Origin of the sequence: Streptomyces albus subsp. albus (assembly GCF_000719865.1) — a bacterium.
Lineage (GTDB): Bacteria > Actinomycetota > Actinomycetes > Streptomycetales > Streptomycetaceae > Streptomyces > Streptomyces albus_E.
Genome location: NZ_JOID01000041.1, coordinates 1 through 23,098, shown reverse-complemented (window position 1 = coordinate 23,098; position 23,098 = coordinate 1). Strand labels below are relative to the sequence as shown.

At 72.5% G+C, this 23,098-nt stretch carries 23 protein-coding genes and 1 pseudogene; 18 read left to right on the top strand and 6 right to left on the bottom strand.

Going from position 1 to position 23,098, the window contains the following annotated elements:
- Window positions 1–82 precede the first annotated feature (82 nt).
- Both IF83_RS0127690 and IF83_RS35150 read left to right on the top strand, forming a co-directional pair.
- Window positions 83–2,131 (top strand): Hint domain-containing protein, encoded by a 2,049-nt coding sequence (locus tag IF83_RS0127690; RefSeq protein WP_158711121.1) that lies wholly within the window; start codon window positions 83–85, stop codon window positions 2,129–2,131.
- Window positions 2,132–2,138: 7 nt separating this feature from the next.
- Window positions 2,139–2,639: a hypothetical protein gene (locus IF83_RS35150; RefSeq protein WP_244177239.1), complete on the top strand. Its 501-nt coding sequence runs from the start codon at window positions 2,139–2,141 to the stop codon at window positions 2,637–2,639.
- Between the two features lie 8 nt (window positions 2,640–2,647).
- Here the strand turns inward: IF83_RS35150 and IF83_RS32660 are convergent, their stop codons facing one another.
- On the bottom strand, window positions 2,648–3,055 hold the full coding sequence (locus IF83_RS32660; protein ID WP_078843956.1) for a transposase: 408 nt from the start codon (window positions 3,053–3,055) through the stop codon (window positions 2,648–2,650).
- Window positions 3,056–3,418: 363 nt separating this feature from the next.
- Window positions 3,419–4,372 (bottom strand): alpha/beta hydrolase, encoded by a 954-nt coding sequence (locus IF83_RS0127675; protein WP_244177238.1) that lies wholly within the window; start codon window positions 4,370–4,372, stop codon window positions 3,419–3,421.
- Between the two features lie 45 nt (window positions 4,373–4,417).
- On the opposite strand from IF83_RS0127675, the gene IF83_RS0127670 reads away from it, so the two are divergent.
- The gene (locus IF83_RS0127670) at window positions 4,418–4,990 is read left to right on the top strand and encodes a TetR/AcrR family transcriptional regulator (RefSeq protein WP_030548796.1); all 573 of its coding nucleotides are present in this window, start codon (window positions 4,418–4,420) and stop codon (window positions 4,988–4,990) included.
- On the opposite strand, the gene IF83_RS0127665 is transcribed toward IF83_RS0127670, so the two are convergent.
- Both IF83_RS0127665 and IF83_RS32655 read right to left on the bottom strand, forming a co-directional pair.
- Complete coding sequence (locus IF83_RS0127665) at window positions 4,987–6,078, bottom strand: IS630 family transposase (protein WP_030548794.1); 1,092 nt, start codon at window positions 6,076–6,078, stop codon at window positions 4,987–4,989. The two genes, IF83_RS0127670 and IF83_RS0127665, sit on opposite strands and share 4 nt — an antisense overlap.
- A 52-nt stretch (window positions 6,079–6,130) precedes the next feature.
- Window positions 6,131–6,343, bottom strand: a pseudogene (locus IF83_RS32655) (IS5/IS1182 family transposase); the annotation flags it as partial.
- A 130-nt stretch (window positions 6,344–6,473) separates the two neighbouring features.
- On the opposite strand from IF83_RS32655, the gene IF83_RS0127660 reads away from it, so the two are divergent.
- Window positions 6,474–7,082: a hypothetical protein gene (locus IF83_RS0127660; RefSeq protein ID WP_030548792.1), complete on the top strand. Its 609-nt coding sequence runs from the start codon at window positions 6,474–6,476 to the stop codon at window positions 7,080–7,082.
- A gap of 254 nt (window positions 7,083–7,336) precedes the next feature.
- Window positions 7,337–7,891, top strand: a complete 555-nt coding sequence (locus tag IF83_RS0127655; RefSeq protein ID WP_244177237.1) for a TerD family protein — start codon at window positions 7,337–7,339, stop codon at window positions 7,889–7,891.
- A gap of 23 nt (window positions 7,892–7,914) precedes the next feature.
- Here IF83_RS0127655 and IF83_RS0127650 read toward each other — a convergent pair whose 3' ends face one another.
- Window positions 7,915–8,964, bottom strand: coding sequence for an LLM class flavin-dependent oxidoreductase (locus IF83_RS0127650; RefSeq protein WP_030548789.1), 1,050 nt, complete (start codon window positions 8,962–8,964; stop codon window positions 7,915–7,917).
- A gap of 466 nt (window positions 8,965–9,430) precedes the next feature.
- On the opposite strand from IF83_RS0127650, the gene IF83_RS0127645 reads away from it, so the two are divergent.
- The 13 genes from IF83_RS0127645 to IF83_RS0127585 all read left to right on the top strand — a co-directional run bounded on the left by IF83_RS0127645 (window position 9,431) and on the right by IF83_RS0127585 (window position 22,407).
- Window positions 9,431–9,826: a DUF6153 family protein gene (locus IF83_RS0127645; RefSeq protein ID WP_030548787.1), complete on the top strand. Its 396-nt coding sequence runs from the start codon at window positions 9,431–9,433 to the stop codon at window positions 9,824–9,826.
- A gap of 89 nt (window positions 9,827–9,915) precedes the next feature.
- A complete protein-coding gene (locus IF83_RS0127640; RefSeq protein WP_030548785.1) occupies window positions 9,916–10,545 on the top strand; it encodes a DUF305 domain-containing protein in 630 nt (209 codons plus the stop codon).
- 301 nt (window positions 10,546–10,846) lie between these two features.
- Window positions 10,847–11,887: a C40 family peptidase gene (locus tag IF83_RS0127635; RefSeq protein WP_030548783.1), complete on the top strand. Its 1,041-nt coding sequence runs from the start codon at window positions 10,847–10,849 to the stop codon at window positions 11,885–11,887.
- A gap of 243 nt (window positions 11,888–12,130) precedes the next feature.
- A complete protein-coding gene (locus tag IF83_RS0127630) occupies window positions 12,131–12,481 on the top strand; it encodes an NADH-quinone oxidoreductase subunit A (protein WP_030548781.1) in 351 nt (116 codons plus the stop codon).
- Window positions 12,472–13,902, top strand: coding sequence for a hypothetical protein (locus tag IF83_RS0127625; protein ID WP_030548779.1), 1,431 nt, complete (start codon window positions 12,472–12,474; stop codon window positions 13,900–13,902). Before IF83_RS0127630 ends, IF83_RS0127625 begins: the two co-directional genes overlap by 10 nt.
- The gene (locus IF83_RS0127620; protein ID WP_030548777.1) at window positions 13,895–14,839 is read left to right on the top strand and encodes an NADH-quinone oxidoreductase subunit H; all 945 of its coding nucleotides are present in this window, start codon (window positions 13,895–13,897) and stop codon (window positions 14,837–14,839) included. The genes IF83_RS0127625 and IF83_RS0127620 overlap by 8 nt, the downstream gene beginning before the upstream one ends.
- An 18-nt stretch (window positions 14,840–14,857) precedes the next feature.
- Window positions 14,858–15,421, top strand: a complete 564-nt coding sequence (locus IF83_RS0127615) for an NADH-quinone oxidoreductase subunit J (RefSeq protein WP_030548776.1) — start codon at window positions 14,858–14,860, stop codon at window positions 15,419–15,421.
- Complete coding sequence (gene nuoK, locus IF83_RS0127610) at window positions 15,418–15,723, top strand: NADH-quinone oxidoreductase subunit NuoK (RefSeq protein WP_030548774.1); 306 nt, start codon at window positions 15,418–15,420, stop codon at window positions 15,721–15,723. The genes IF83_RS0127615 and nuoK overlap by 4 nt, the downstream gene beginning before the upstream one ends.
- Window positions 15,720–17,723: a proton-conducting transporter transmembrane domain-containing protein gene (locus tag IF83_RS0127605; RefSeq protein ID WP_030548772.1), complete on the top strand. Its 2,004-nt coding sequence runs from the start codon at window positions 15,720–15,722 to the stop codon at window positions 17,721–17,723. Before nuoK ends, IF83_RS0127605 begins: the two co-directional genes overlap by 4 nt.
- A gap of 6 nt (window positions 17,724–17,729) precedes the next feature.
- Window positions 17,730–19,241: a complex I subunit 4 family protein gene (locus tag IF83_RS0127600; RefSeq protein ID WP_030548771.1), complete on the top strand. Its 1,512-nt coding sequence runs from the start codon at window positions 17,730–17,732 to the stop codon at window positions 19,239–19,241.
- Complete coding sequence (locus IF83_RS0127595; protein ID WP_030548769.1) at window positions 19,238–20,716, top strand: NADH-quinone oxidoreductase subunit N; 1,479 nt, start codon at window positions 19,238–19,240, stop codon at window positions 20,714–20,716. The genes IF83_RS0127600 and IF83_RS0127595 overlap by 4 nt, the downstream gene beginning before the upstream one ends.
- 279 nt (window positions 20,717–20,995) lie before the next feature.
- Window positions 20,996–22,189 (top strand): cytochrome P450, encoded by a 1,194-nt coding sequence (locus tag IF83_RS0127590; RefSeq protein ID WP_030548768.1) that lies wholly within the window; start codon window positions 20,996–20,998, stop codon window positions 22,187–22,189.
- A 2-nt stretch (window positions 22,190–22,191) separates the two neighbouring features.
- Complete coding sequence (locus tag IF83_RS0127585) at window positions 22,192–22,407, top strand: ferredoxin (RefSeq protein WP_030548766.1); 216 nt, start codon at window positions 22,192–22,194, stop codon at window positions 22,405–22,407.
- A gap of 40 nt (window positions 22,408–22,447) precedes the next feature.
- Here IF83_RS0127585 and IF83_RS0127580 read toward each other — a convergent pair whose 3' ends face one another.
- Window positions 22,448–22,930 (bottom strand): cupin domain-containing protein, encoded by a 483-nt coding sequence (locus IF83_RS0127580; RefSeq protein WP_078843953.1) that lies wholly within the window; start codon window positions 22,928–22,930, stop codon window positions 22,448–22,450.
- Window positions 22,931–23,098: the final 168 nt, after the last annotated feature.

Genomic DNA, 23,098 nt, shown 5'->3' with positions numbered 1-23,098 from the left:
GCCTGCCGGCCGACCGACCGGCAGGCCGTGGATGGTGCGGTTCCAGGCACTGACTGGACGTCAACGGGCATCACTGATTGGCGTGGTCGGTCTAGTCATCGTGACGCTGGTGGCCGGGCTCTTGTCTCTGACGTCCTCGTTCTCTGATTCCGACGAGGAGCAGGCGGCCCGCCGGGACCTCCAACCGTTCCGGGCGGCCGTCGACGACCTGGCCGACGCCCCTGGCCTGCGCTACAAGGACACCTCGACCCTCGGCATCACCGAGAACGACATCACCGTCACCGCCGACGGCAGCCAGTTCGGCACCACGTCCTCCGGCCGGAGCGACAGCGGCCGGGACGTACTGCGCATCGGCGGCAAGAAGTTCACGCGCTGGCAGGTCGACCCCGCCCCCAGGAAGGACGTGGCGGCCGGCGAGAAGGCGCCGCCCAGCGAGTGGATCGTGGGGCTGGACGACGGCTCCGAGCTTCTGGACGAGGCCCTGGCCCGCACCATCGCACCGCCGAAGCTGGCCGCCGTGCTGGACAAGGCCCTGGACGCCCTGGAGAAGTCACCGCCCCCGGTGGCGAACGACGCGAAGGCGTCGGGCGCGCCCGGGCAGCGGCCGTTGACCGTGAACGGAACGCCCGCCCTCGGCATGGACACCTCGGCAGGCCGCCTGCTGGTGACGAGGGAGAAGCCGCACCGGGTGCTGCGGCTGGAGGCGTACGACCTCCGCGACGGCCTCTCCGACATGAAGGACCAGCTGGAGAACGGTGAAACACCGACAGCTCCCCGCACGGTAACCACCGGGCCCCTGGCGGCCGGTGGTGCCGAGGGAATGGACCTGACCCCGATCCTCGCCGACGCCGCCGACAAGATGTTCGACACCCTGGTCGCATACGCCGACCAACTGGAGGACGCCACCGACCGCGGCATCACCTTCACCCTCGACGGCGCGGGCGAGATGGACTGCAGCCCGGAGGGCTGCACCGCAACCCAGAGCTTCACCGGTGAGGTCACCTCCATCGCCCGACGGGAACGCGTCACCAAGGGCGAGGTCACCGCGGTGATGAGCGCCACGTTCACCATCGACGGCAAACCCGCCGGCAAGTGCACCAGCCCGCAGCGCACCTTCCCCGTCCGGGGCAACAACGTCTCGGGAACCCTGAAGTGCTCCAACCCGGGAGCCGGACCCCTCTACGCCTCGGTCGCCGCCCGCGTACAGGCACAAGCCCAAGCCGACGCCGATCGCTGCGGATGCAAGGTCCGCCTCACCTACCCGCTCCGCGCCAACACCCTGATCGACGCCCGCGCGCTCGCCAAGGTCGAGGCGCGGAAACTCGCTGACCGCGCGAGGCGGGAACGCGACGCCGCGACCTGCGCCAAGCCCCACAGCTTCCCGCCCGGCACCCCCGTGCTGCTCGCCGACGGAACCCACCGGGCCATTGAGGACATCCGCATCGGGGACCGTGTGATCGCCACCGACCCGGAGCGTCCGATCACGGCGGCCCGGCCGGTGACCAACGTGATCACCACCGAGGACGACAAGGACTTCACCCGGCTCACCCTTGCCACCGACCGAGGCTCCGCCACCGTCACGGCGACCGACAACCACCCATTCTGGCTCGACGAGGACGACCAGCGGTGGAAGAACGCTGGTGACCTCCGGGTCGGCGACACACTGCGTACCCCGAACGGCGCTAGCGTGGCCGTTACTGAAGTCCGTGATCAGCAGGGCCCGCAACGCACACACGACCTCACCGTCAACGGCCTGCACACCTACTACGTGCTGGCAGGCGAAACGCCGCTGCTGGTTCACAACAACAACGGCAAAAGGTGTAGCCCTTCTATCGAGGACGACCACATCAGGCATAACCACACGCCTGAGGGCATGTTCTCGACGGACCGCTCCAAGACGGAGTGGTTGCCTGGGACCACGAAGGCGTCACGTGCGGCTGTCATCAAGGAAGTGCTCAGGCGCGGCAGGGTGGTGACGGGAACCCAAAATCGAGACGGGGTTGTGAAGGAACTCAAGTATGATGAGAAAATCGGACACATGAGGGACCGCAATAGGACTCCGCTGTACAAAATGCGAGTCTATTATGATCCCGAGCTCAACAAGGTCCGCAATGCTTTCCCGGTGAGATGAGCCCCAGATGGAGATCTCCTTCGCGCCGAGCAGCGAGTACGCGGCCCACGGGCGCGAGCGAACTCACCAGGACGGGGCTGGCCTGTCAACCCTGTCCGGAACCGACCTGAGGTGGTACTACTTCCTCGGTCGTCTCTCGATTACTCACTCCGGCATCGATATCGGACCGCCGTGGGGCTGGGTGCCGCTGTTCGACGCGATGTATTGCGTGCAGCAGGTGATGGTGTACGCCCAGGGGGGAGACAGCCTGGGCCGGATCGACTTCACTGAGAACGACGAGTCCATCGGCTTTGAGTTGGACCAGCACGGTGCTCTTCGTGTCACCCCGAGCTACCTGGACACCGAGCTGTGGTGCCCAGCGGCTGAATTCGTGGCGTCCGGCGCCGACTTCATCCGTAGGGAGCTGCGGCGGGTGACGACGGAGTATCCCGATCTGGCCGGGAACGAGCATGTGCAGGAACTGGCTCGGGATGTGGGTGGCGGGAGTCCGGAGGCCCGCGGGATTTAGAAGTCATCTCATTTGGCGAGCCTGCGGTAGCAGATGAGGGTGCAGGCGATGCTGGTGAAGGCGAGGAAGTGGTCGGCCTTGCGTTCGTAGCGGCGGTGGAGGCGGCGGCAGCCGGCGAGCCAGGCCATGGTGCGTTCCACGGTCGAGCGGTGGCGGCCCAGCCGCTGCGAGGGCTCGACTCCCTTGCGGGCGATGCGGTGGGTGATGCCGCGTTCGCGTAGCCATCGCCGCAGGTGGGCGTGCAGCTGCTGCCAGGTATAACCCGACGTGGCCACGAAGACGATCGCGGCCAGCACTTCCCGGTCGCCGTCCCGACGCCGACCACCGCCCTGCGGCCGCGACGGCACCTCCGGCACCACCCGCTGGAACAACTCCCACAACTCGTCCGGCACCAGCCGCTCAACGATCCCCACCATGACTCACAAAATACCGAGTCACCCAAATGAGGTGATCTCTAAGCCGGGGAACTGTGCGGTGAACGAAGGCATTTTGGGGCCGTGGGCGCTGAGCGGTTGCGCCGACCCAACGTGCACCCGGGCCCTTCACGAGCGCCTGCCCCTTCCCAGGAGAAGTTTGTCGCCCTCCGGAGAGCGGTGACGAACGGGGCGTCGCGTCGGGCCGGAAGCCATGCCGGTGCGGCCGTCCAGGGCTTGAGGTCGGTGACCTCCACGTACGACATTCCGGGCCGCGGGTAGAGCCACTGCCCGGGGTCCGGAGGCAGCTGGATTCCTCCGCCCAGGGCGATCGGCGACAGAGCGCTCTCGTGGTCGATCACTTGGTCAGGCGGTTGTGGTCGGGACGTGTCTGCGCAGGAAATTGAGCTGATCGGCGACGACCTTGTCGAACAGGTCGCCGACGTATATGTCGAAGTGGCCTGCCTGGTAGCGGGTGACCTCCCCGTGGGGTGCTTTGGAGGCGTGGCGGAGGGTGGCCTTGGCCGGGGCGACAGTGTCGGCGTCGGAGACGCACACAAGAAGAGGGCAGCGGATCCTGCGCGCAAGCCGACCCGGGGCGTAGAGCGGTATCTCAAGCGCGACCCGTGCCGGCACCTCGTTGCGGTATTCCTCCTCGGTCAGGCCGGACGCTTCAAGTAGTCCGAGTACGCCGTCGACCACGTCAGGGGATTCCATCAGCCCCAGCTCCCCGGGCCGGGCAGCGACCTTGACGCGAACCGGCGGTCGGCCACGGAGACGAGCGAAATGGTCCTTGATCGCGACTGCTACCAGCCGGACGAGCGAGCCGACTGAAAGCCGCAGAGCAGAGGCCAGGCCGTCCGTGAAGGGACACTGCGCGATAGCGGCGACCACGCCGTGGTCCGTCGCAGCGGTGGAGATGGCGTGTCCGCCGCCGAACGAGGTGCCCCACAGTACGACCCTGGAACTGTCGACATCCGGTAGTGACCGGGCGAACGCCACCGCGGCGCGCCAGTCCTCACGCTGGCGGCGGACGCTGAGCAGCTCTCGCGGGTGGCCGTCGCTGTCGCCGAAGTAGCGGTAGTCGAAAACCAGGCAGGCGTATCCCGCGGCCTGGAACTTCTCCGCGAACGCTGCGAGTCGCAATTGCTTCACCGCCCCAAGACCGTGGGCCATCACCACGACTGGCGGCAGACCGGCGTCCGGGGCGGCGGGCAGGTAGAGCCACGCGTGACAGCGGTCAGCACCGGAGACAAAGTGCAGCTCGCGACGCTCCGGCTGGGTGATGTTGGTCATCTCTCGATCTTTCTTGATTGACATTCAAGAGATGTTGGCGGCCGCTTGAATGCCTGTCAAGATGAAGGGGTGCCACGCAACCGCCACCCGATCCCAAAAGAGCAGAAGCGTGATGAGTTGCTCGCCGCGGCAGCGGAGCTGCTCGTCGCCGATGGCTACGACGCCACATCGATGAGCCGGCTTGCCCAGCACGCAGGCGTCGCACCGAACACTCTCTACTGGTACTTCCGCGACAAGGACGAGTTGCTGGTCGCCGTGGCTGACCGCTACCTGGACGTACTGCTGCGGGAACACGCGTCGCTGACCGGTCGCTCGCTGGCTGAGCAGTTCCTGTGGCTCATCGAGCGACTGCGGCCTTTCCGGCACCTGATGGCCACGGTGCACAGCCGCGTGTCTGTCTCAGACGCTGTCCGCACCTGGCACACCGGCTTCCACCGGACTATTGAGGACCTCTTCGAAGGCCAGCTTTCCCAGCCCCTCGCCGGCCAGGACCGGCCCAGTGAGGTGGCGGTGGCCACCTTCGCACTCGAAGGCGCGATCACTCACGACATCGACGAAGCCACGACACGGTCACTCTGCACGATCATCGCCGACCGCCTCCATCTAGCCGCTGCGGCCGATCCGGGAGCGCAGTCGCGCTAGTGACCTGAGTCAGAGATTCGTCGGCAGTAGGCCGCGACTTTGTCGAGGATCTCGTCGGCGGTCTTCGTCCAGACGAACGGTCGTGGATTGTTGTTCCAGTCGGCGAGCCAGGACCGGATGTCGCCTTCGAGGGCCTGGACGGAGCGGTGAACGCCCCGCTTGAGCTTCTTCTGCGTGAGCTCGGCGAACCACCGCTCCACCAGGTTCAGCCAGGACGAACTCGTCGGCGTGAAGTGCAGATGGAAACGGGGATGCGCCGGCAGCCACTTCTTGATGACCGGCGTTTTGTGGGTGACGTAGTTGTCCAGGATCAGGTGCACGTCCAGGTCGGGGGGCACCTCCTTGTCCAGCTTGGCGAGGAACTTCTTGAACTCCACGGCCCGATGCCTGCGGTGCAGAGAGCCGATCACCTTCCCCGTGGCGACCTCCAGGGCCGCGAACAGGGTGGTGGTGCCGGCCCGGACGTAGTCGTGGCTGCGACGCTCGGGAACCCCGGGAGCCATCGGCAGCACGGGCTGGGACCGGTCCAGGGCTTGGATCTGCGACTTCTCGTCCACGCACAAGACGAGGGCCTTTTCCGGAGGGTCCAGGTAGAGGCCGACTACGTCACGGACCTTGTCGATGAACAGAGGGTCCGTGGACAGCTTGAACGTCTGCGAGCGGTGCGGGGCCAGCGCGAACGCCCGCCAGATCCGCGAGATCGCGGACTGCGACATGCCGGTGGCCGCCGCCATCGACCGAGTCGACCAGTGGGTGGCGTTCTTCGGCTTCTCTTCCAGCGTCTTGACGATGACCCGCTCGACGTCCGCGTCGGTGATCTTCCGTGGGACACCGGGCCGCGGCTCGTCGGACAGGCCGTCCAGGCCGCGTTCGATGAAACGCCGCCGCCAGGTGCGGACCGTGTCCGGAGAAGCACCCAGACGGCGTGATACCTCCATGATCGAGTGCCCCTCTGCGCACTCCAGCACGATCCTTGAACGCTGGGCCAGAGCCTGGGCCGTCGAGCGTCGACGCACCCAGCCCTCCAGCACGGCCCGCTGGGCATCAGTGACCGACAACGGCGGAATCTTCGGACCCGGACGACTCATACCGAACCAACGACGAATTTCCGACTCAGGTCACTAGGGGCTGTCCGGCGGATCATGGGCGGAGCCATAAGCGGATGGCTGCTGCGGTGACGGTGCCGTGGAAGACGTAGGCGCGTTTGTCGTAACGGGTGGCGACGGCGCGGGAGTTCTTGAGCCGGTTGATAGTCCGCTCGACCTCGTTGCGTCGCCGGTAGCGCTCGGGGTCGAAGCCGGTGGGTCTGCCCCCTGCGCTGCCTCTGCGCCGGCGGTTGGCCCGCTGGTCTGACGTCCCGTCGGCTGCGACCGGCGTGGGAACGCGGTGGCGCCGGCCCCTGCCGGGCGGGAGCCGCGCGGGGTAGGTTCGAGAGATCGGCGCAGGGTAGTCGCGATGTGAAAACTCCCGGAAGGATGCGGACATGAGTGACGCGGGTCCGAACAACCCGTACGGACCGCCCCAGGGCGGGCAGTACCCTTCACCTCCCCAGCAGCCGGGGCAGGGATTCGGCCAGGCTCCCTATCCGCAGCAGCCGGGGCAGGGATACGGCCAGGCGCCCTACCCGCAGCAGCCGGGGCAGCCCTATGGCGGGTATCCGGGCGGTAACCAGATGCCGGCGCAGATGTCCGGCACCCTCAAGACGGCACGGGTGCTGCTCTTCGTCTTCGGCGGATTGGGCCTGATCGGTGGTCTGTTCATGGCGGGGAGCGGCGCCCTGTTGGGCAACAGCGACGTGCGTGACGCCATCGAGGAGCAGGGGGGCATGCCCGAGGGCGTATCGGCCGGGCTGCTGCTCGGACTCGGGGCCTTCGCGCTGATCCTGTCGATCGCGGAGATCGTCGTCGGCGCCAAGTTCGGCAAGGGCGGCAGTGGCACGCGGATCGCCGCGATCGTCGTCGGGGCACTGATGATCGTCTCCGGGATCTACTTCTTCCCGCCCGGCCTGCTCTGGGTCATCGCCGGTGGTCTGGTCGTCGCCTTCACGGCCATGAAGGACGGCGCGGCTTGGTTCAACCACCCGCGGTCCTGACGCTCCGCCGGCACGGTCGTGCGTCACGAGGTGCCCGGGGCGGCGCCACCGCGACGGCGGCGACCGGCAGTTGACCCCCGTCCGGGTGGACCGCCGGACCGCCGGACCGCCGCCGCGCCGCTCCGGCCGGCTCTCCGGATCCCCGGCCCGCTTTCCCGCCCTTGTGGGCGGAGCGGTCCCGGGCCGGCGGGCCCGCCGATACGATGGCGCCCGTACACGTCGCGCACGCACCGTCCCGGGGGAAGGGGAAGCCCGTGAGCAGCATCAGCAAGGGCCCCGACGGCAATCTCAACAAGGGCCTCGAAAAGGTCCAGGTGGCGCTCAAGTGGGACCCCAGTCCCCTCGGCGAACCCACTTGCGATCTCGACATCATCGCCGGTGCCTATTCCGCCGAGGACCCGTACGGCGAGCCCGTGTACCTCGTCCACTTCGACAGCCGGTCGCCCGACGGCACGATCACCCTCACCCGTGACAGCCGCAACGGCCTCGGGTTCGGGATCGACGAGGCCATGACCCTGGAGCTCTACCGGATGGCGCCCACCTTCGCGCGCGTGGTCGTGGGCGTGGCCATCCAGCAGGGTGAGGGGCGCCGTACCTTCGCCGAGGTCCGGAACAGTGCCGTCCAAGTCCTCAACGGGCCGGCGGAGCTGGCGCGGGACGACTTCGAGAGCGTCTCCGGGGCCCTCGCCGCCACCGTCGCGGAGTTCCGCCGGGACGCCGACGGCGCCTGGGAGTTCCGCAAGGCCCTCCGCGGGTACGACGCCGACCCCAACGCCTTCGCCCGGAAGATGGGGGAGCGGACCGTCTGACCGGCAAGGGCGCCGGACCCGGCTCAGCGCAGCTCCGGCATGATCCGGTCGTGGATGAGCCGGAGCTGGGCCGCGGCGTCCGCCACCTCGGGCAGGTCCCGGCCGGTGAAGGCGCGGACCAGACTGCGGTCGGTGACGGCGCAGATCAGGTGGTTGACCCCGGCCGGCGCGATCTCCCGGCGGATCTTCTCCAGGCACTCCTCGGGCGTGCCCGAGACGGACAGCCGCTCCGCGAGCTCCGGACTGGTCAGCTCGATGCCCCGGGCCAGGTCGCCGCCCGCGATGGCCTCGATGACGGGCGCCAGCTCGGCGGGGTCGACGCCGTTGCGCCGCAGCTGCTCCTCGGGCATCGAGGAGGCGTAGATGCCGACCATGCTGCGGGCCGCCTCCCGGGCCACGGCCGAGTCGGGGCCGGTGGCGAAGACGACCCAGGCCCCGATGTCCAGGGAGCGCCAGTCCCGGCCGGCCCGTTCGGCGCCGGCGCGGATGTGCCGCACCGCGTAGTCGTAGGCCTCCCGCGTGTAGCTCAGCGCATGGTGGCAGCCGTCGGACAACTCGCCCGCCGCCTCGAAGGACTTGGGCCCCCGCATGGCGCCCAGCATGAGCGGCAGATGCTCCTGGACGGGACGGGCGAAGGTGAACAGGCCCTCGTACGTGAAGAATTCACCCCGGTGGGTGATCACGCCCTCGTCCAGCAGGGTGCGGACGACGTGGAGCCCTTCCTTGACCCGGGACAACGGGCGGGTCCGGGTCCAGTCGATGCCGTACTGGGCCAGCAACCCGAAGTTGCCGCTCGACAGCACCCCTTCCGCCCGGCCGCCGGACAGCTCGTCCAGGGTCGCCAGGGCCTGCGCGATCAGGCTGGGTTCGCGCAGGGTGACGGGGGAGACGCTGGGCCCCAGCCGGATGCGGCGGGTCCGGCCGGCCGCCGCGGCGAAGAGCTGCCACAGGTCCTTGTGCCAGGTCTCGTCGGCGGCGTAGCAGGCGTGGAAGCCTAGTTCGTCGGCGAGACGGATGGCGGCCAGGGATTCCTGGACCGGGTAGTCGGGGAGCATGGCGTAGCTGAATCGCATGTGCACCACCCAAAGCCGTGACGGATATGTGGACGGGTGCGCGGCGCCGGGCGGGTCGCGGGTCGCGGGCCGTCCGGGCCACGGAGAGCCTGCCGGAGGCACCGCCGGGCCGCCAGCGGCATCCGCGGACGGGCGCGCCCCTCTCACAACACCACCACGACCGGGACGGGCCGCTCCGGCCCCGGCGGTCCCGGGGACCGACCGGCTGCCCGATCGCCAATGCGTCGGCCCCGCACACCTGATGGGACATCGGTGCCGCGGCACGGCCGTCCCCCGCCGTGCCGCCGGGGGCGGCCCGCCTGTCCGCGGCCCCTCGGGCGGCCCCACCACCGGACGTCCCCGCCCGGTGAGGCGCGGCCTCTTCCGCCCCGCCGGGTGACCCGGCGGCGACGGGGGCGTCCGGCCTCGCGCGGCGGGCGCCGGAAAGCGGCACACCGGCGGGTCCGGGGCCCGCTAGCATGGCGCCGTGAGCCGAGAACGACACCCTTCGCGGCGCCCCCCGGGGCGGATCCGGGTGTGCCTCGTGCTCGCCGTGCTCGCCGGCCTTCTCGGCATGCACGGTCCGGCGGCGGCGCCGGCCTTCGCGGCCCCCGCGTCCTCGCATTCCCACGAACGGCAGGCGGGCCCGCCGGTCTCCGCCGACGGCGACTGCCACGACCCCTGCGAGGGGCACGAGACCCATGCCGTGACGGACTGCGCCGCGGCCTCCGTGGGCGCCGGCCCCGCCCCCTCGCCCCCGTCCCCGGCCCCGTACGCCACGGGAGGTGCCACGGCGGCGGCTTCGGCCGGGGCCGCGCCGCCCGCCCCGGAGGGCGGCAGAGGACCGCCGTCGCTCTCCCAGCTCCAGCTCCTGCGGATTTAGGCCATGCCTCCCGAGGTGCCGCGCGATGAACGCGCCGGCGCCTCAGACGGACATGCCTTCACCCGAACGCACGCACAGGAGTTGTGACCATGCGATCCACCCGTACCCTTTTCCGCCGCGCTGTCCGCGCGGCCGCCGCCGGAGCAGCAGCGCTGGTGCTGGCGGCCTGCGCCGGCGAGAGCGGGGACAGCCGCGACGACGGCACCCGGGCCCGGCCCGCGCCCTCGTCCGCGAGCGAAGCTCCGGCCGGCGAGCACAACGCGTCCGACGTGGCCTTCGCGCAGGGGATGATCCCGCACCACGAACAGGCCGTCGAGATGGCGAAGTTGGCGCCCGGGCGCGCCGCCTCGGACGAGGTCGGGGAGCTCGCCCGGCAGATCGAGAAGGCCCAGGCGCCGGAGATCGAGACCCTCGGCGGCTGGCTCGAGGCCTGGGGCGAGGAGCGGATGCCCGGCGGCATGGACCACGGGGCCCACGCGGGCCACGGCATGTCCGGCATGATGGACGCCGGGCAGATGGAACGGCTGGAGGCCGCCTCGGGCACGGCGTTCGACACGGCCTTCCTGGAGCTGATGATCGAACACCACGAGGGCGCCGTGACGATGGCCCGCACCCAGCAGAAGCAGGGTGAGTACGCGCCGGCCCGGAAGATGGCCGCGGCCATCGTCACCTCACAGGGCGAGGAGATCGCCCGGATGAAGGATCTCCTCGGCCGCTGACGGCGGTTGACGCCCGTCGGCCCGCGGCGCCGGGAGGGCACCGCCCGTCCCGGCGCCGCGGGCCCCGGCCGGCGGCGCCAAAGGCGACGTGTCCGGGCGAATGCGGACAGCCCGACGGGCGGGAATACCCGGGGCTTTGAGCCGTGAAACCGGGCGGGTTAAGATCCGGAGCCGAATCCTTCGCGTGGTCGGCCGCCCAGTGGGGGTGGCGGCGAAGGCACCGTCGAATCCGCGGAGTCGCGCGGAGCCGGGAGCAGCCCCACCTCCCGGCAGGCGGCCGAGGAAGAAGGAGCTGCCCTCAGTGGCGTCCCACCGTCGTCCCAAGCAGCCTAACCAGCGCGCGTACGCGGCCGTTCTCGGCGTGACGGCCGCGGCGGTCGCCCTCTCCACGAACACGGCACAGGCCGACCCGATGCCGGACCCCAACAAGAAGGGCGTCAAGGCGCAGGTCGACCGGCTCTACGAAGAGGCCACGCAGGCGACCGAGAAGTACAACGGGGCGAACGAGAAGGAAGAGAAGCTCCAGAAGGAGGTCGAGGCGCTGCAGGAGACGGTGGCCCGCGGCCAGGCCGAGCTCAACAAGCTGCGCAACGGCCTGGGTTCCATGGCCACGGCGCAGTACCGCAGCGGCGGCATCGACCCCTCGGTCCAGCTCCTCCTCGCCAGCGACCCGGACGGCTATCTGGAGAAGGCCTCCACGCTGGACCGGCTCAGCAGCCAGCAGCTCGCCACCGTCAAGAAGGCGCAGGAGAAGCAGCGCACGCTGCAGCAGCAGCGTGCCGAGGCGGCGGACAAGCTGGGTGACCTGGAGGAGACCCGCACGGAGCTGCGGGACCGGAAGAAGGAGATCCAGGGCAAGCTGGCCAAGGCGCAGCGGCTCCTCAACAAGCTGACGGCCGAGGAGAAGGCCGCGATGGCCGCGGAGGAGGAGCGCGCCAACCGCACCAGCGCCCGCGCCGAGCTGGGCAGCCAGTCCGCCGGCACCGGCCGCGCCGCGTCCGCCTTCGAGGCCGCCAAGAGCCGGGTCGGCATGCCGTACGTGTGGGGCGCCACCGGCCCCAGCTCCTTCGACTGCTCCGGGCTCACGTCCTGGTCCTTCCAGCAGGCGGGGATCGCGATACCCCGGACCTCGCAGGCCCAGGCCAACGCCGGCACCCGTATCAGCTCGCAGAGCCAGCTGCGGCCCGGCGACCTCGTCATCATGCGCAGCGACCTCAGCCACGTCGGTTTCTACGCCGGCAACGGCCAGATCCTCCACGCTCCCAAGCCGGGCGCCAGCGTGCGGTACGAGCCGATGAGCACCAGCGGCATGCCGTTCATGTGGGGCGTCCGCATCGGCTGAGCGCCGAGGGGGCGGCCCGGCGCCGCCCCCTCGTCCGGCGCTGGACCGGTGCGCCGTGGCGGCCCGCCGGCCCCGGTGGCCTCCCCTCCGGCCGGATTCCCGGCCACCGGACCCGACGAGCCCGCACCCGAGGGTGCGGGCTTTTCTGTGTCCTGCGACGGGTGATTCCTCCTCATTGCCGCTTTTGAAGCGATGTGTTGACATGGCACTCGCGGGTACCAGCGGGCGGCGGAGGAGGACGACATGGACGGATGGGAGCCGGTGCTGCCGCTCCTGGGCGTGGTGGCCGGAGGGCTGCTGCTGCTCCGGGGCGTGGGACTGTGGCTGGCGGCGGACCGCGAGCCGCTGGAGGCCGGGCCGTTCAGCGGCGGTCCGCCGCCGGGTGAGCACGCCTTCTCCCGGTTCCATGTGCGCTGGTATCCCGTCACCATGATCTTCCTGGCCTTCGACATGGAGATGCTCTTCATGTACCCCTGGGTCCGGGTGGTCGCCGAGAAGGGCCCGAGCGCCGTGGCCGAGATGTTCCTCTTCCTCGGCATTCTCTTCGCGGGCGTGGTCTACGCCCGGCGCGAGGGGGCCTTCCGGTGGACCTGAGGAACCGTCTCCGGCGTGCCGCGCTGAGCCGCCCGGGGGTCATGCTGGTCGCCCTGCCGGGAGCCACCCCCGTCCGGCTGGCGCTCGAAGCCGAACTGCGGCGCCGGGGATGGCCGCGGAGCGAGACCCCCGCCGCCGCGGATCTGCTCGTCGTCGCCGGGGACCGCGATCCGCTCGGCGGGGACTCCTGGCTCGACGGGATCTGGGAAGGGATGCCGAAGCCGGCCGTCCGGCTGGCGGTGCGTCACCCCGGCGACGCGGCAAGGGCACTGGACGCGGGGCACCGCCTGCTGCGCGAGGATGTGGGAACCCGGCACGACCTGGCACCGGCCGCGCCCCCGCCCGGCGGTGAATCCACCGAGGGGCGGAACGGGCGGCCCGGTGGCGGCCCCGGGGAACGGTCGGATGACGGGGCGGGCGGTCACCACGATGACGGCGAGGGCCGGGAGGACCGGGCTGGTCGTGGCGGCGGGGGAGCCGGCGGCCACGACGACTGCGGCGGGGACCCGGGCGGCCACAGCGATCCCGCCGGTGAGGGCGGCGAGCAGGAGAGCGGTCACGGTGACGGCAGCAGCGGTCACGGTGACGGCCACGGCGGCCACTCCTCGCACGAGACGCACGAGATGTCCGAACCCGGGGGCCTTCCGATGGCCGAACGGGCGGAGGACCGGGACGGCCTCACGCTGGACCGCCTGCACCTGCCCCTCGGACCCGCGCTGCCGGACTGGCCGGCCGGGCTGATCCTGCGTCTGGTCCTGCAGGGCGATGTCGTCCAGCGGGCCGTGACGGAGACCCTGCCCGTACGGCGCCGGAAGGACCCGTTCTGGGACGAGCCGTGGCTGCGTGCCGCCCGGGGGGAGACCGTTCCCCGGTCCGAGGCCGCCCGCCGGCGCTGCGCCGCCCATCTGGACAGCCTGGGCCGCTTCCTCGCCGTCGCGGGCTGGGACGACCCGGCCGCCCGCGCCCGCCGGCTGCGGGACGGCGCCCTGTCGGCGGAACCCGGGGACCGGCTGCGCGAGGACGTCGTCTCGCTGGCCCGCCGGGTGGCGCGGTCGCGAGCGCTGCGGCTGCTGACCGCCGGGCTCGGCCCGCTGCCCGCCGCGGAGGCCCGGGCCGCCGGCGCCTCCGGGCCGGCGCGCACCGCAGACGGGGACGCCTACGACCGCCTGCTGGTGTGGCTGGACGAACTCGACCGCGCCGCCTGGGAGTTCGGCGACGAGCGGCCCCTGGCGCGGGACGACCGGACGGGCCCGCGCGGCACCCTGGACGGTGCCGCGCCCCCGTCCCAGGGGCTGCTGGACGTCCTCCCGGGTCTGCTGAACGGAGCCGAGTTCGCCGGCGCGCGGATCGTCGTCGCCAGTCTCGACCCGGACGTCGAGGAGCTCACGTCCGTCTCCCGCCCGGAGGCCGCCGATGTCTGAGGCCGCGCCGCTCTGGACGGTGATCGCGCTGCCGTTCGCACTGCTCGCCCTGGCCGCCGTCACGGCCGGGTGCGGAGCGGTGGTGTCCGCCGCGGCGGAGCGGGGGCCGGCCGGTTCCGCCGGTGAACTGGCGGCCCGGGCGGCCGCCCCGCTGCGGGAGGCGCTGCGGCTCCTGGTGCAGCAGCCGCGGACCACCACCGCCGCGGACGGCGCGCTCCGCCGGGCCGGGGTGGCGCTGGTTCCCACCGCCGCCGTCCTGGCGGGCGCGGTGCTGCCCCTGGGGTTCCGGTCCGTCACCGATCCCGCCGTCGGCATCGTCTGGTTCAACGCCATGGAAGTGCTCGCCTGGGCCGCCGTATGGCTCACGGGCTGGGCGCCGAACTCGGCGCTGTCCCTGATCGGCGGCTACCGCTTCCTCGCCCAGGGGCTGGCCTACGAACTGCCGCACATGCTGGCGATCACGACGGCGGCGCTCGGCGCGGAGTCCCTGCGGGTCGGGGAGGTGGTGGCGCGGCAGGAGGACCTGTGGTTCGCGCTCTGGATGCCGGCCGCCTTCGCCGTCTATCTGCTGAGCGCCGTCGCCATGGCGTTCTGGGGGCCGTTCGGCCATCCGCTGGGCCGCGACGCGGCGGGCGGCGCGGCGGCCGAACTCGGCGGTCCCGCACGGCTGGTCGTCCTCGGCGGGCGGTGGACGCTGCTCGTGGTGACGGCCGGGTTCGCCGTGCCGCTGTTCCTCGGCGGCGGGCACGGCCCGCTGCTGCCCGGCTGGCTCTGGACGCTGCTGAAGACGGCGGCCGTGCTGGCCGTCCTGCTCGCGGCCCGGCGCGCCCTGCCCGCCGTCCGGATGGAGCGGTACACCGAGTTCGCGTGGACGGTGCTGGTGCCGCTGACCCTGCTTCAGGCGCTGGCCGTCGCCGTCGTCGTCCTCAACCGATGAAAGGAGCGGAATCCGCCGATGCTCGATCACGCGCTGTTCTGGGCGCTGGCCGTACTCGCGGCCGCCGCCGGGGTCATGGTGTTCCGCTTCGACTCCATGGCCCGGGCCACCTACGCCCTGCTCACCTCGCTGCTGAGCGCCGGCGGCGTGGTGATGCTCCTCGGGCTGGACTACCTGGGCGTCGTCATCCTGCTGATGATGATCATCGAGATGGCCCTCATGGCCGTCTTCATGGTGATGTACATGATGAATCCGGCCGGGCTGATGCCCATGTCGATGCTGCACAACACCAAGGGCGCGGCCGTCCTCTGCGGAACGCTCTTCGCCGCGCTGGCCGCGGGCATCCTGCTCGCCCCCTGGCCGGCCCGCCGCGGCCGGCCGCCCGCCGACCCCACCCACGACCTGGGCATGTCGCTGATGGGGCCGCACATGCTCACCATGATGACCTTGGGCATGGCCCTGTTCGCCACCATCGTCGGCACCGTGGTCCTGGCCACCCGCCGCGGCCGCTACGACCGCTTCGGGGACGACCTGACGGCCCGCCGGCCCGACGACCCTTTGCCGGGAGGCGGCAGGCGATGACCCTGGAGACACTGCTGCTGCTCGCCGCCGCGCTGTTCAGCACCGGCTTGTTCGGCGCGCTCACCCAGCAGTCCGTCGTGATGCTGATGATGGGCCTCGAACTCATGCTGGGCGGGCTGATCGTGGCCGCCGCGGCCGTCTGGCACCACATCGCGCCGGCGAACGCCGACGGTCAGGTGCTCATCGTGCTGGCCGTCACCGTGATGGCCGTGGAGATGGCCGTCGGGTTCGCGGTGGTCACCGCCCTCTTCCGGGCCCGGGAGATCGACATGACCGACATGGCCGCGGAGCTGAAGGAGTGAGCCCGCTGCTGTGGGCCCTCATCGCCCTGCCGCTGGGCTCCGGCACGGCCCTGGCCGTCCTGGGCCGCCGGGCCGACCGGGTGGCGCCCGGAACGGCGGTCGCCGCGTCCGCCGCCACCCTGGGCCTGGCCGGTGCCGCCGCCGTCATCCGGCCGGAGGCCGCGGCGCCGCTGCTGGACGGGCTCCCCGTACGGCTGGCGGTGGACGGACCGTCCGGCCCGGTGGCCGTGGCCACGGCCACCGTCACCCTGGCCGTCCTCGTCTTCAGCAGCCGGGGCAACGGGCCCGGCGCGGCGCGGGCCCGCTTCTCCGGGCTGATGCTGCTCTTCTCCGGCGCCATGCTCACCACCGTCACGGCGGACACCCTGCCCGTGCTGCTCATGGCCTGGGAGCTGATGGGCGCCACCTCCTGGGCCCTCATCGGCTATTGGTGGCGGGAGCCGGCGCGGGTGCGGGCCGCCGGTACCGCGTTCCTCACCACCCGCGCCGCCGACCTCGGCCTCTACATCGCCGCGGGCGCCGCGCTCGCCGGGGGCGCGGCCGGAGGGCTCGACCTGGACGAACTGCCCGGCACCGCCGACCCCTGGCTGTCCGTCGTCACCGCGGGCCTCATCGTGGCGGCCTTCGGCAAATCGGCCCAACTGCCCTTCAGCTTCTGGCTCTCGCGGGCCATGGAGGGCCCGGCCCCGGTCTCCGCGCTGCTGCACTCGGCGACCATGGCCGCCGCCGGGGCCTATCTGCTCCTGCGGACCGAACCGCTGCTGACCGCCTCCGGCTGGGGCGGGCCGGCGGTGGCCAGGACCGGTGCCGTGACCGCCGTGCTGCTGGGCCTGGTCGCGGTGGCCCAGACCGACCTCAAGCAACTGCTGGCCGCCTCCACCTGCGCCCAGGCCGGGTTCATGGTGCTCGCGGCCGGCAGCGGAGGCGTCACCGGCGGAACGCTCCAGTTCCTCGGCCACGCCGCGGCCAAGAGCCTGGCCTTCCTGGTGGCGGGGGCCTGGCTGACGCTGCTGGGCACCAAGGCGCTGCCCGGACTGCGCGGCGCCGCCCGCCACCACCGCGTGGCCGGAGCCGCCTTCACCGTCGCCGCGCTGACCCTGGCGGGCTGGCCCCCGCTGGTGCTCTGGGGGGCCAAGGACCTGCTGCTGGCCTCGGCCCTGGAGCACGGGGCGGCGCTGTACGCGACGGGGCTCGCGGCCGCCGTCGTCGCCGCCGTCTACAGCGCCAAGGCCCTGTGGTACGTCTGGCGGCCGGCACGCGGCGCCGCGGGGGAGGGCGGTGACAGCGATGCGGTCCCCGCCGGCGGCGCGGCCCGTGCCGGCGGCCGGGCGCTGCCCGCCCCGGCGTCCTGGTCCCTGGCCGGGCTGGCGCTCGCCTGTGCCGCACTCGCCGTTCTCGCCTTCGAACCGGCCCGGCCGGCGTTCGGGCGGCTCCTCGGGGCCGGGGGCGAACCGGTCCCGCACGGCTGGGAGATGGCGCTGTCCGCCGCTCTCGCCCTCGCCGCCTCGGCCGCCGTGTGGCGGCGGGCGGCCCGTCCGCTGCCGCTGCCGCCCGCCGTCACCGCCTGGTGGGGCGACTGGCTGCGGCTGGAGGCCCTGGCCCGGCTGCTCCTCGTCCGCCCGGTCCTGCGGCTGGCCGGGGCGCTGGCCGCCTTCGACGACCGCGTCCTCGGCCGGGCCGTCCGCGCCGCCGGGCCCGGAGCCCTGCGTGCCGCCGGAGCCGCGGCCGCCCTCGACGCCCGGGGCCCGGACCGGGCCACCGCCGCGGCCGCCCGCGGAACCCTGCGGCTCGCCCGCGCCACCCGGCGGCCGGCCGGGGGCGCCGGTGCGGGCGAGGAGTGGTTGTTCGACGGCCTCGTGCGGGGCGTCACGTCCGGGGCCCGGGCCCTGGGGCGGCTGGCCCGCCGGCCGCAGACCGGCCGGCTCCACCAGTACCTCGCCCAGGCCGTCGCGGCCTTCGCCGTCCTCGCCCTCGCCCTCGTCCTCGTCGCTGTGAGGTGACCCGCCGTGCTGACGGTCCTCGTCCTGCTGCCCACCGCGGCCGCGGCAGTCCTGCTCTGCCTGCCCCGCCGCGCGCCGCGCGCCGTGTTCCTCGGCGGCTGGCTGGCGACCGCGGCGGCGGAACTCGCCCTCACCGCCGCGATCTGGGCGGGGTACCGGCCGGGCGGCGGCATCCAGTACGAGCAGCGGGTGCGCTGGATCCCGGACGCGGGGGTGAGCTACCACGTCGGCGTCGACGGGCTGTCCCTGCCGCTGATGGCCCTCACCTGCGTGCTGTTCCTCGCCTGCGCCGGCTACACCTGGGCGCGGCGCGGCACCCGCCGGGTGCGGGAGTTCGCCGCCCTCTTCCTCTTCCTGCAGACCACCTGCCTCGGGCTGTTCGCCGCGCTGGACCTGATCCTGTTCTTCCTCTTCTTCGACCTGTCCATCGTCGCGATGTACTTCGTCATCGCGGGCTGGGGCCACCGGGACGCCGCACGGGCCGCCCTCACCTTCTTCCTCTACACCTTCCTCGGCTCCCTGGCCCTCCTCCTCGGCTTCATCGGCCTCTACCTGGCCGCCGACCCGCACACCTTCGACATCACCGAACTGACCCGGGAGAACCCGCTCGCCGGCCGGGCCGCGTACGGCGGCCTGGTGCTGCTCGCCATCGGCACCGGACTGGCCGTCAAGACGCCCACAGTGCCCTTCCACACCTGGCTCCCGCCCGCCCACACCGAGGCCCCCGCCGTGGGCTCGGCGATCCTGGCCGGGGTCCTGCTGAAGATGGGCACCTACGGCTTCCTGCGCATCGCCCTGCCCGTCCTCCCCGGTGCCTGGCGCGAGTACACCCAGGTGTTCGTCGTCGTGGGCCTGGTGTCGGTGCTGTACGGGGCGCTGGTCGCGCTCGCCCAGACCGACTTCAAGCGGATGATCGCCTACACCTCCGTGAACCACATGGGCTACATCGTCCTGGCGTTCGGCGCGGCGGCCGCCACGGGCGCCGGGGCGGAGGAGGCCCGCCGGCTCGCCGTCACCGGCGCCGTCTTCCAGATGGTCAGCCACGGACTGCTGACCGGCGCGCTGTTCCTCCTCGCCGGAGTGCTGTACGACCGCTGCCGCACCTACGAGATGGCGGCCTACTCGGGGCTCGCCGGCCGCGCCCCCGTCTTCGCCGCGCTGACCGGGGTGGCCGCCTTCGCCTCCCTCGGGCTGCCGGGGTTCTCCGGTTTCATCGCCGAGTTCCAGATCTTCACCGGCAGCCTCGGCACCCGGCCGGTGGAGACCTCCCTCGCCGTGCTCGGCATCCTCCTCACCGCCGGCCTCTTCCTCCGCGCCCTGCAGGGGATGCTCCTCGGGCCGCTCCGGCTGCCCGACGCGCCCGGCGCCGGGCGGCCCTTCCCCGACCTCCGGACGGCCGAACGCGCCGCCGTCGTACCGCTGCTGGGCCTCGGCGTCCTCCTCGGCATCGCGCCGCGCTTCGTGCTGGACGTCATCGAGCCCGCCTCGCGCGGCGTCATGGAGCTGCTCGCCCGATGACCCCGATGGAACGGAGCCTCGTCGAACTCGTCCCCGAGGCGCTGCTCGCGGCCGGGGCCGTCGCCGGACTGCTGCTGGGCTCGTGGCTGCCGCGCCGCCGGCAGTGGCTGGTGGGCGCGCTGGCCTGCGCGGTGTGCGGAGCGGGCGCCGTGGCGGCAGCCGTCCTCGCCACCGGGCCGCCCGCCACCGCCTTCAGCGGCTCCTTCGCCGCCGACCCCGTCACGGGCACCGCCCGGATCGTGATCCTCGGCTCCACGCTGCTGGTCTCCCTGCTGGGACTCGGCCCCCTGCACGGGCACCCCCGGCAGTCGGAGTTCTTCGTCCTGCTGCAACTCGCCGCGCTGGGCGCCCTGATGCTCGCCGGAGCGCAGGACCTGCTGCTGCTCGCCGCCGCCTATCTGCTGGCGAGCGTCCCCTCCTACGTCCTGGCGGGCTTCCGCAAGGACGGGCCCGGCACCGAGGCCGCCCTGAAGTACTACGTGGTCGGCGCGCTGCTCGGGCTGCTGATGCTGGCCGGCATCACCCTGCTGTACGCGGCCGGGCGCGGCTCCGCCTACCCCCTGCTGCGGACGGAGCTGCCGGACGCCCCGGCGGGCCTGACGGCCGCCGGGACGGTCCTGCTGCTGGCCGGTATGGCGTTCAAGGCCGCGGCGGTCCCCGGCCACTACTGGCTGCCGGACGCGGTGCAGGGCAGCACGGCGCCGGTCGGCGCCTTCCTCACCACCGTCCCCAAGATCGGCGCAGTGGCGGCGCTGTACCGGCTGGCGGCCGTGCCGTTCTCCGGGACGTCCGCCGGCTGGCCCGAACTGGTGGCCGTGCTGTCCGCCGCCTCGATGACCCTCGGCAATCTGGCCGCGTTCTTCCAGCGGGACGTGCGGCGCCTGCTCGCCTACTCGTCGATCAGCCAGGTCGGCTATCTGCTGATGCCCGTCGCCGTGGCGGGACCCGGCTCCCTCGCCCAGCCGGCGCTGCTCTTCTACCTGGCCGCCTACGCGCTGACGAACCTCGGCGCCTTCGCTGTCGTCTGCGCCCTCCCCGCGATCCGCACGATCGACGGCTACCACGGCCTGGCCCGGCACCGGCCCGTGCTCGCCGTCTCCCTGACGGTGTGCCTGCTGGGCCTGCTGGGGACCCCGCCCACGGCCGTCTTCCTGGGCAAGCTGGAGGTCTTCGGCGCGGCGCTGGACGGCGGCCTCGGCTGGCTGATGGTCCTGGCCGCCGTCAACACCCTCGCCTCGCTCTTCTACTACCTGCGCTGGATCGCCCCCGTGTTCGCCTTCGCGCCGCCCTCCGGCGCCGGAGCGGGAGAGCCGGGCGGGGCGGACGGGCCGGACGACGGGGCCGGCGCCTTCTCTCCCGGCGAGCGGACCGCCCCGGCCGCGGCGGTCGCCGGGGCGGCTGCCGGCCTCTCCGTGCTCCTCGGGCTCGCCGCGGGCCCGCTCCTCGCTGTCCTGGACGGTCCGCTCGCCGGATGAACGAAGCGCGGCGCGCCGGGAGTTGAGCAGGGAAGTCCCCGGAGCGCCGGCCCGGCCCGCACGGGCGGACCGGGCAGCGGCACGGGCCACCCCAGGACGTCCCCGTGTCCCGTCGTCCCGCCGGGCTCCGGCCTGCAGGCGGGCGTCCCGCCCGGGAGCCGTGCCCACCGGGGGCGCCGGGCGGCCGAAAAGGGTCTGTTGACGCCGGAACGGCCGCGTTCCTACGGTCCTACGGGCGCGGGCAACCGCCCCACGCCGGAGCCGGAAAGGGGACCGAAGGTGACCACGACCGACACCGGACCGATCAGCTATCCCTTCAACGAAGCGGCCGGGCTCGGCCTCGCGGACGCCTACGACCGCGTCCGCGACACCCCCGGCCTGATCCGCGTACAGCTGCCGTACGGCGAGCCCGCCTGGCTCGCCACCCGCTACGCCGACGCCCGGCTGGTCCTGGGCGACCGCCGGTTCAGCCGGGCCGAGGCCGCCCGCCGCGACGAGCCCCGGCAGTCCCCGGCGTCCACGGCCGAGGGCATCCTCGCCATGGACCCGCCCGACCACACCCGGCTGCGCACCCTGGTGGCCAAGGCGTTCACCACCCACCGGGTGGAACGGCTGCGGCCGGACGTCCGGGCCCTGGCCGGCGGACTGCTCGACGCCATGGAGGAGACCGGTCCGCCGGCCGATCTCGTCGAGGAGTACGCCCTGCCGATCCCCGTCGCCGTCATCTGCCGCCTCCTCGGCGTGCCCGAGGAGGACCGCCCGCGGTTCCGCGAGTGGAGCGACGCGGCGCTGTCCACCAGCTCCCTGACGATGGAGGAGTTTCTCGCCAAGCGCGAGGAACTGCGCGCCTACATGGCCGGCCTGATCGCCGGGCACCGCGAGGAACCGCGGGACGACCTGATGAGCGCGCTCATCACCGCCCGCGACGACGACCACGACCGGCTCACGGAACGGGAACTCGTCGATCTGTGCGTCGGCATCCTCATCGCGGGCCACGAGACGACCGCCACCCAGATCCCCAACTTCGTCCTCACCCTCCTCGACCACCCCGGGCACCTGAAGCGGCTGCGCGAGGAACCGGAGCTGATCCCGGCCGCCGTCGAGGAGCTGATGCGCTTCGTCCCGCTGGGGGCCGGGGCCGCCTTCGCCCGGTACGCCACGGAGGACATCGAGGTCGGCGGCACCCTGGTGCGGGCGGGCGAGCCGGTGCTCGTCGCCGTGGGGGCGGCCAACCGCGACGCCCTGCGCTTCGGCGACCCCGGCCGGCTCGACTTCGGGCGGCCGGCCAACCAGCACATCGGTTTCGGCCACGGCGCCCACCACTGCCTCGGCGCCCCGCTCGCCCGGCTGGAACTCCAGGAGGCCCTGCGGGCGTTGATCCTCCGGTTCCCCGGACTCCACATCGCCGGGGACATCGAGTGGAAGACACGGATGATCGTGCGCGGACCGCGCACCCTGCCGATCGGTTGGTGAGCATGACCTGGCACATCGAAGTGGACCGGGAGCGGTGCATGGGCTCCGCCGTCTGCGCGGGCAGCGCGCCCGATCTCTTCACCATGGAGGCCGACCGGTCCCGCCCGGTGCGGGCGGACGTCGAGCCCGACGAGGAGGTCCTGGACCTGGCCGACTCGTGCCCGGCGATGGCGATCGAGGTGCGCGACGGGGAGAAGCTGATCGGCCCCCGCCCCTGACGGGTCCTGGGCTCCGGGGCGGGGCCGCGCTCCGCCCCGGTCAGGCCCCGCAGCCGGGATCCGGGGCGTCCACCGCGAGCGGATCACCGGCCGGGAGCACATAGGTCACGTACAGTACGACGGGCTCGGTACCCAGGTTGCGGCCGGTGTGCGGGCGGTGGCGGCCGGGCGGCTCCACGAAGGAGTCCCCGGCCCGCGAGACCTCCACGGAGCAGTCGGCCAGGGTGCGTGTGAGGGTGCCCGACTTCAGGACGGCGATCAGTGGGCCCGTGTGGTGGTGCCAGCCGGTGGTTCCGCCGGGCTCGATGGTGATCTCCCGGACGGTGACGTCCGTCGGGCCGCGGTTCACGGCCTTGACGGTCGTACCGGAGCGGCCCTCGGTGAGGACCGTGCCGCTCACCCCCGTCCCCGGTGTCGCGGACGCGGCGGAGCCCGGGATCAGCAGGAGCGCGGCCAGGGACACCCCCGTCGTCCATCTCCGGGCGGTCGCGCCGCGCCGCGCCGGGCGTATGTGCACAGTCATCCGTTCCTCCTCAACAGCCCCATGGACACAGGAAGTTCAGCCGGTTCTTGCGAGGAACCCCGGGCGTGAACGACTCCGTTGGGGAATACGCAAACCGGCTGATCAGGTCATGCCACAAGGGCAAGGCGTGCGAGGTGGGAGATGCGGGTGGTGCCGAGTGGGGTGCCG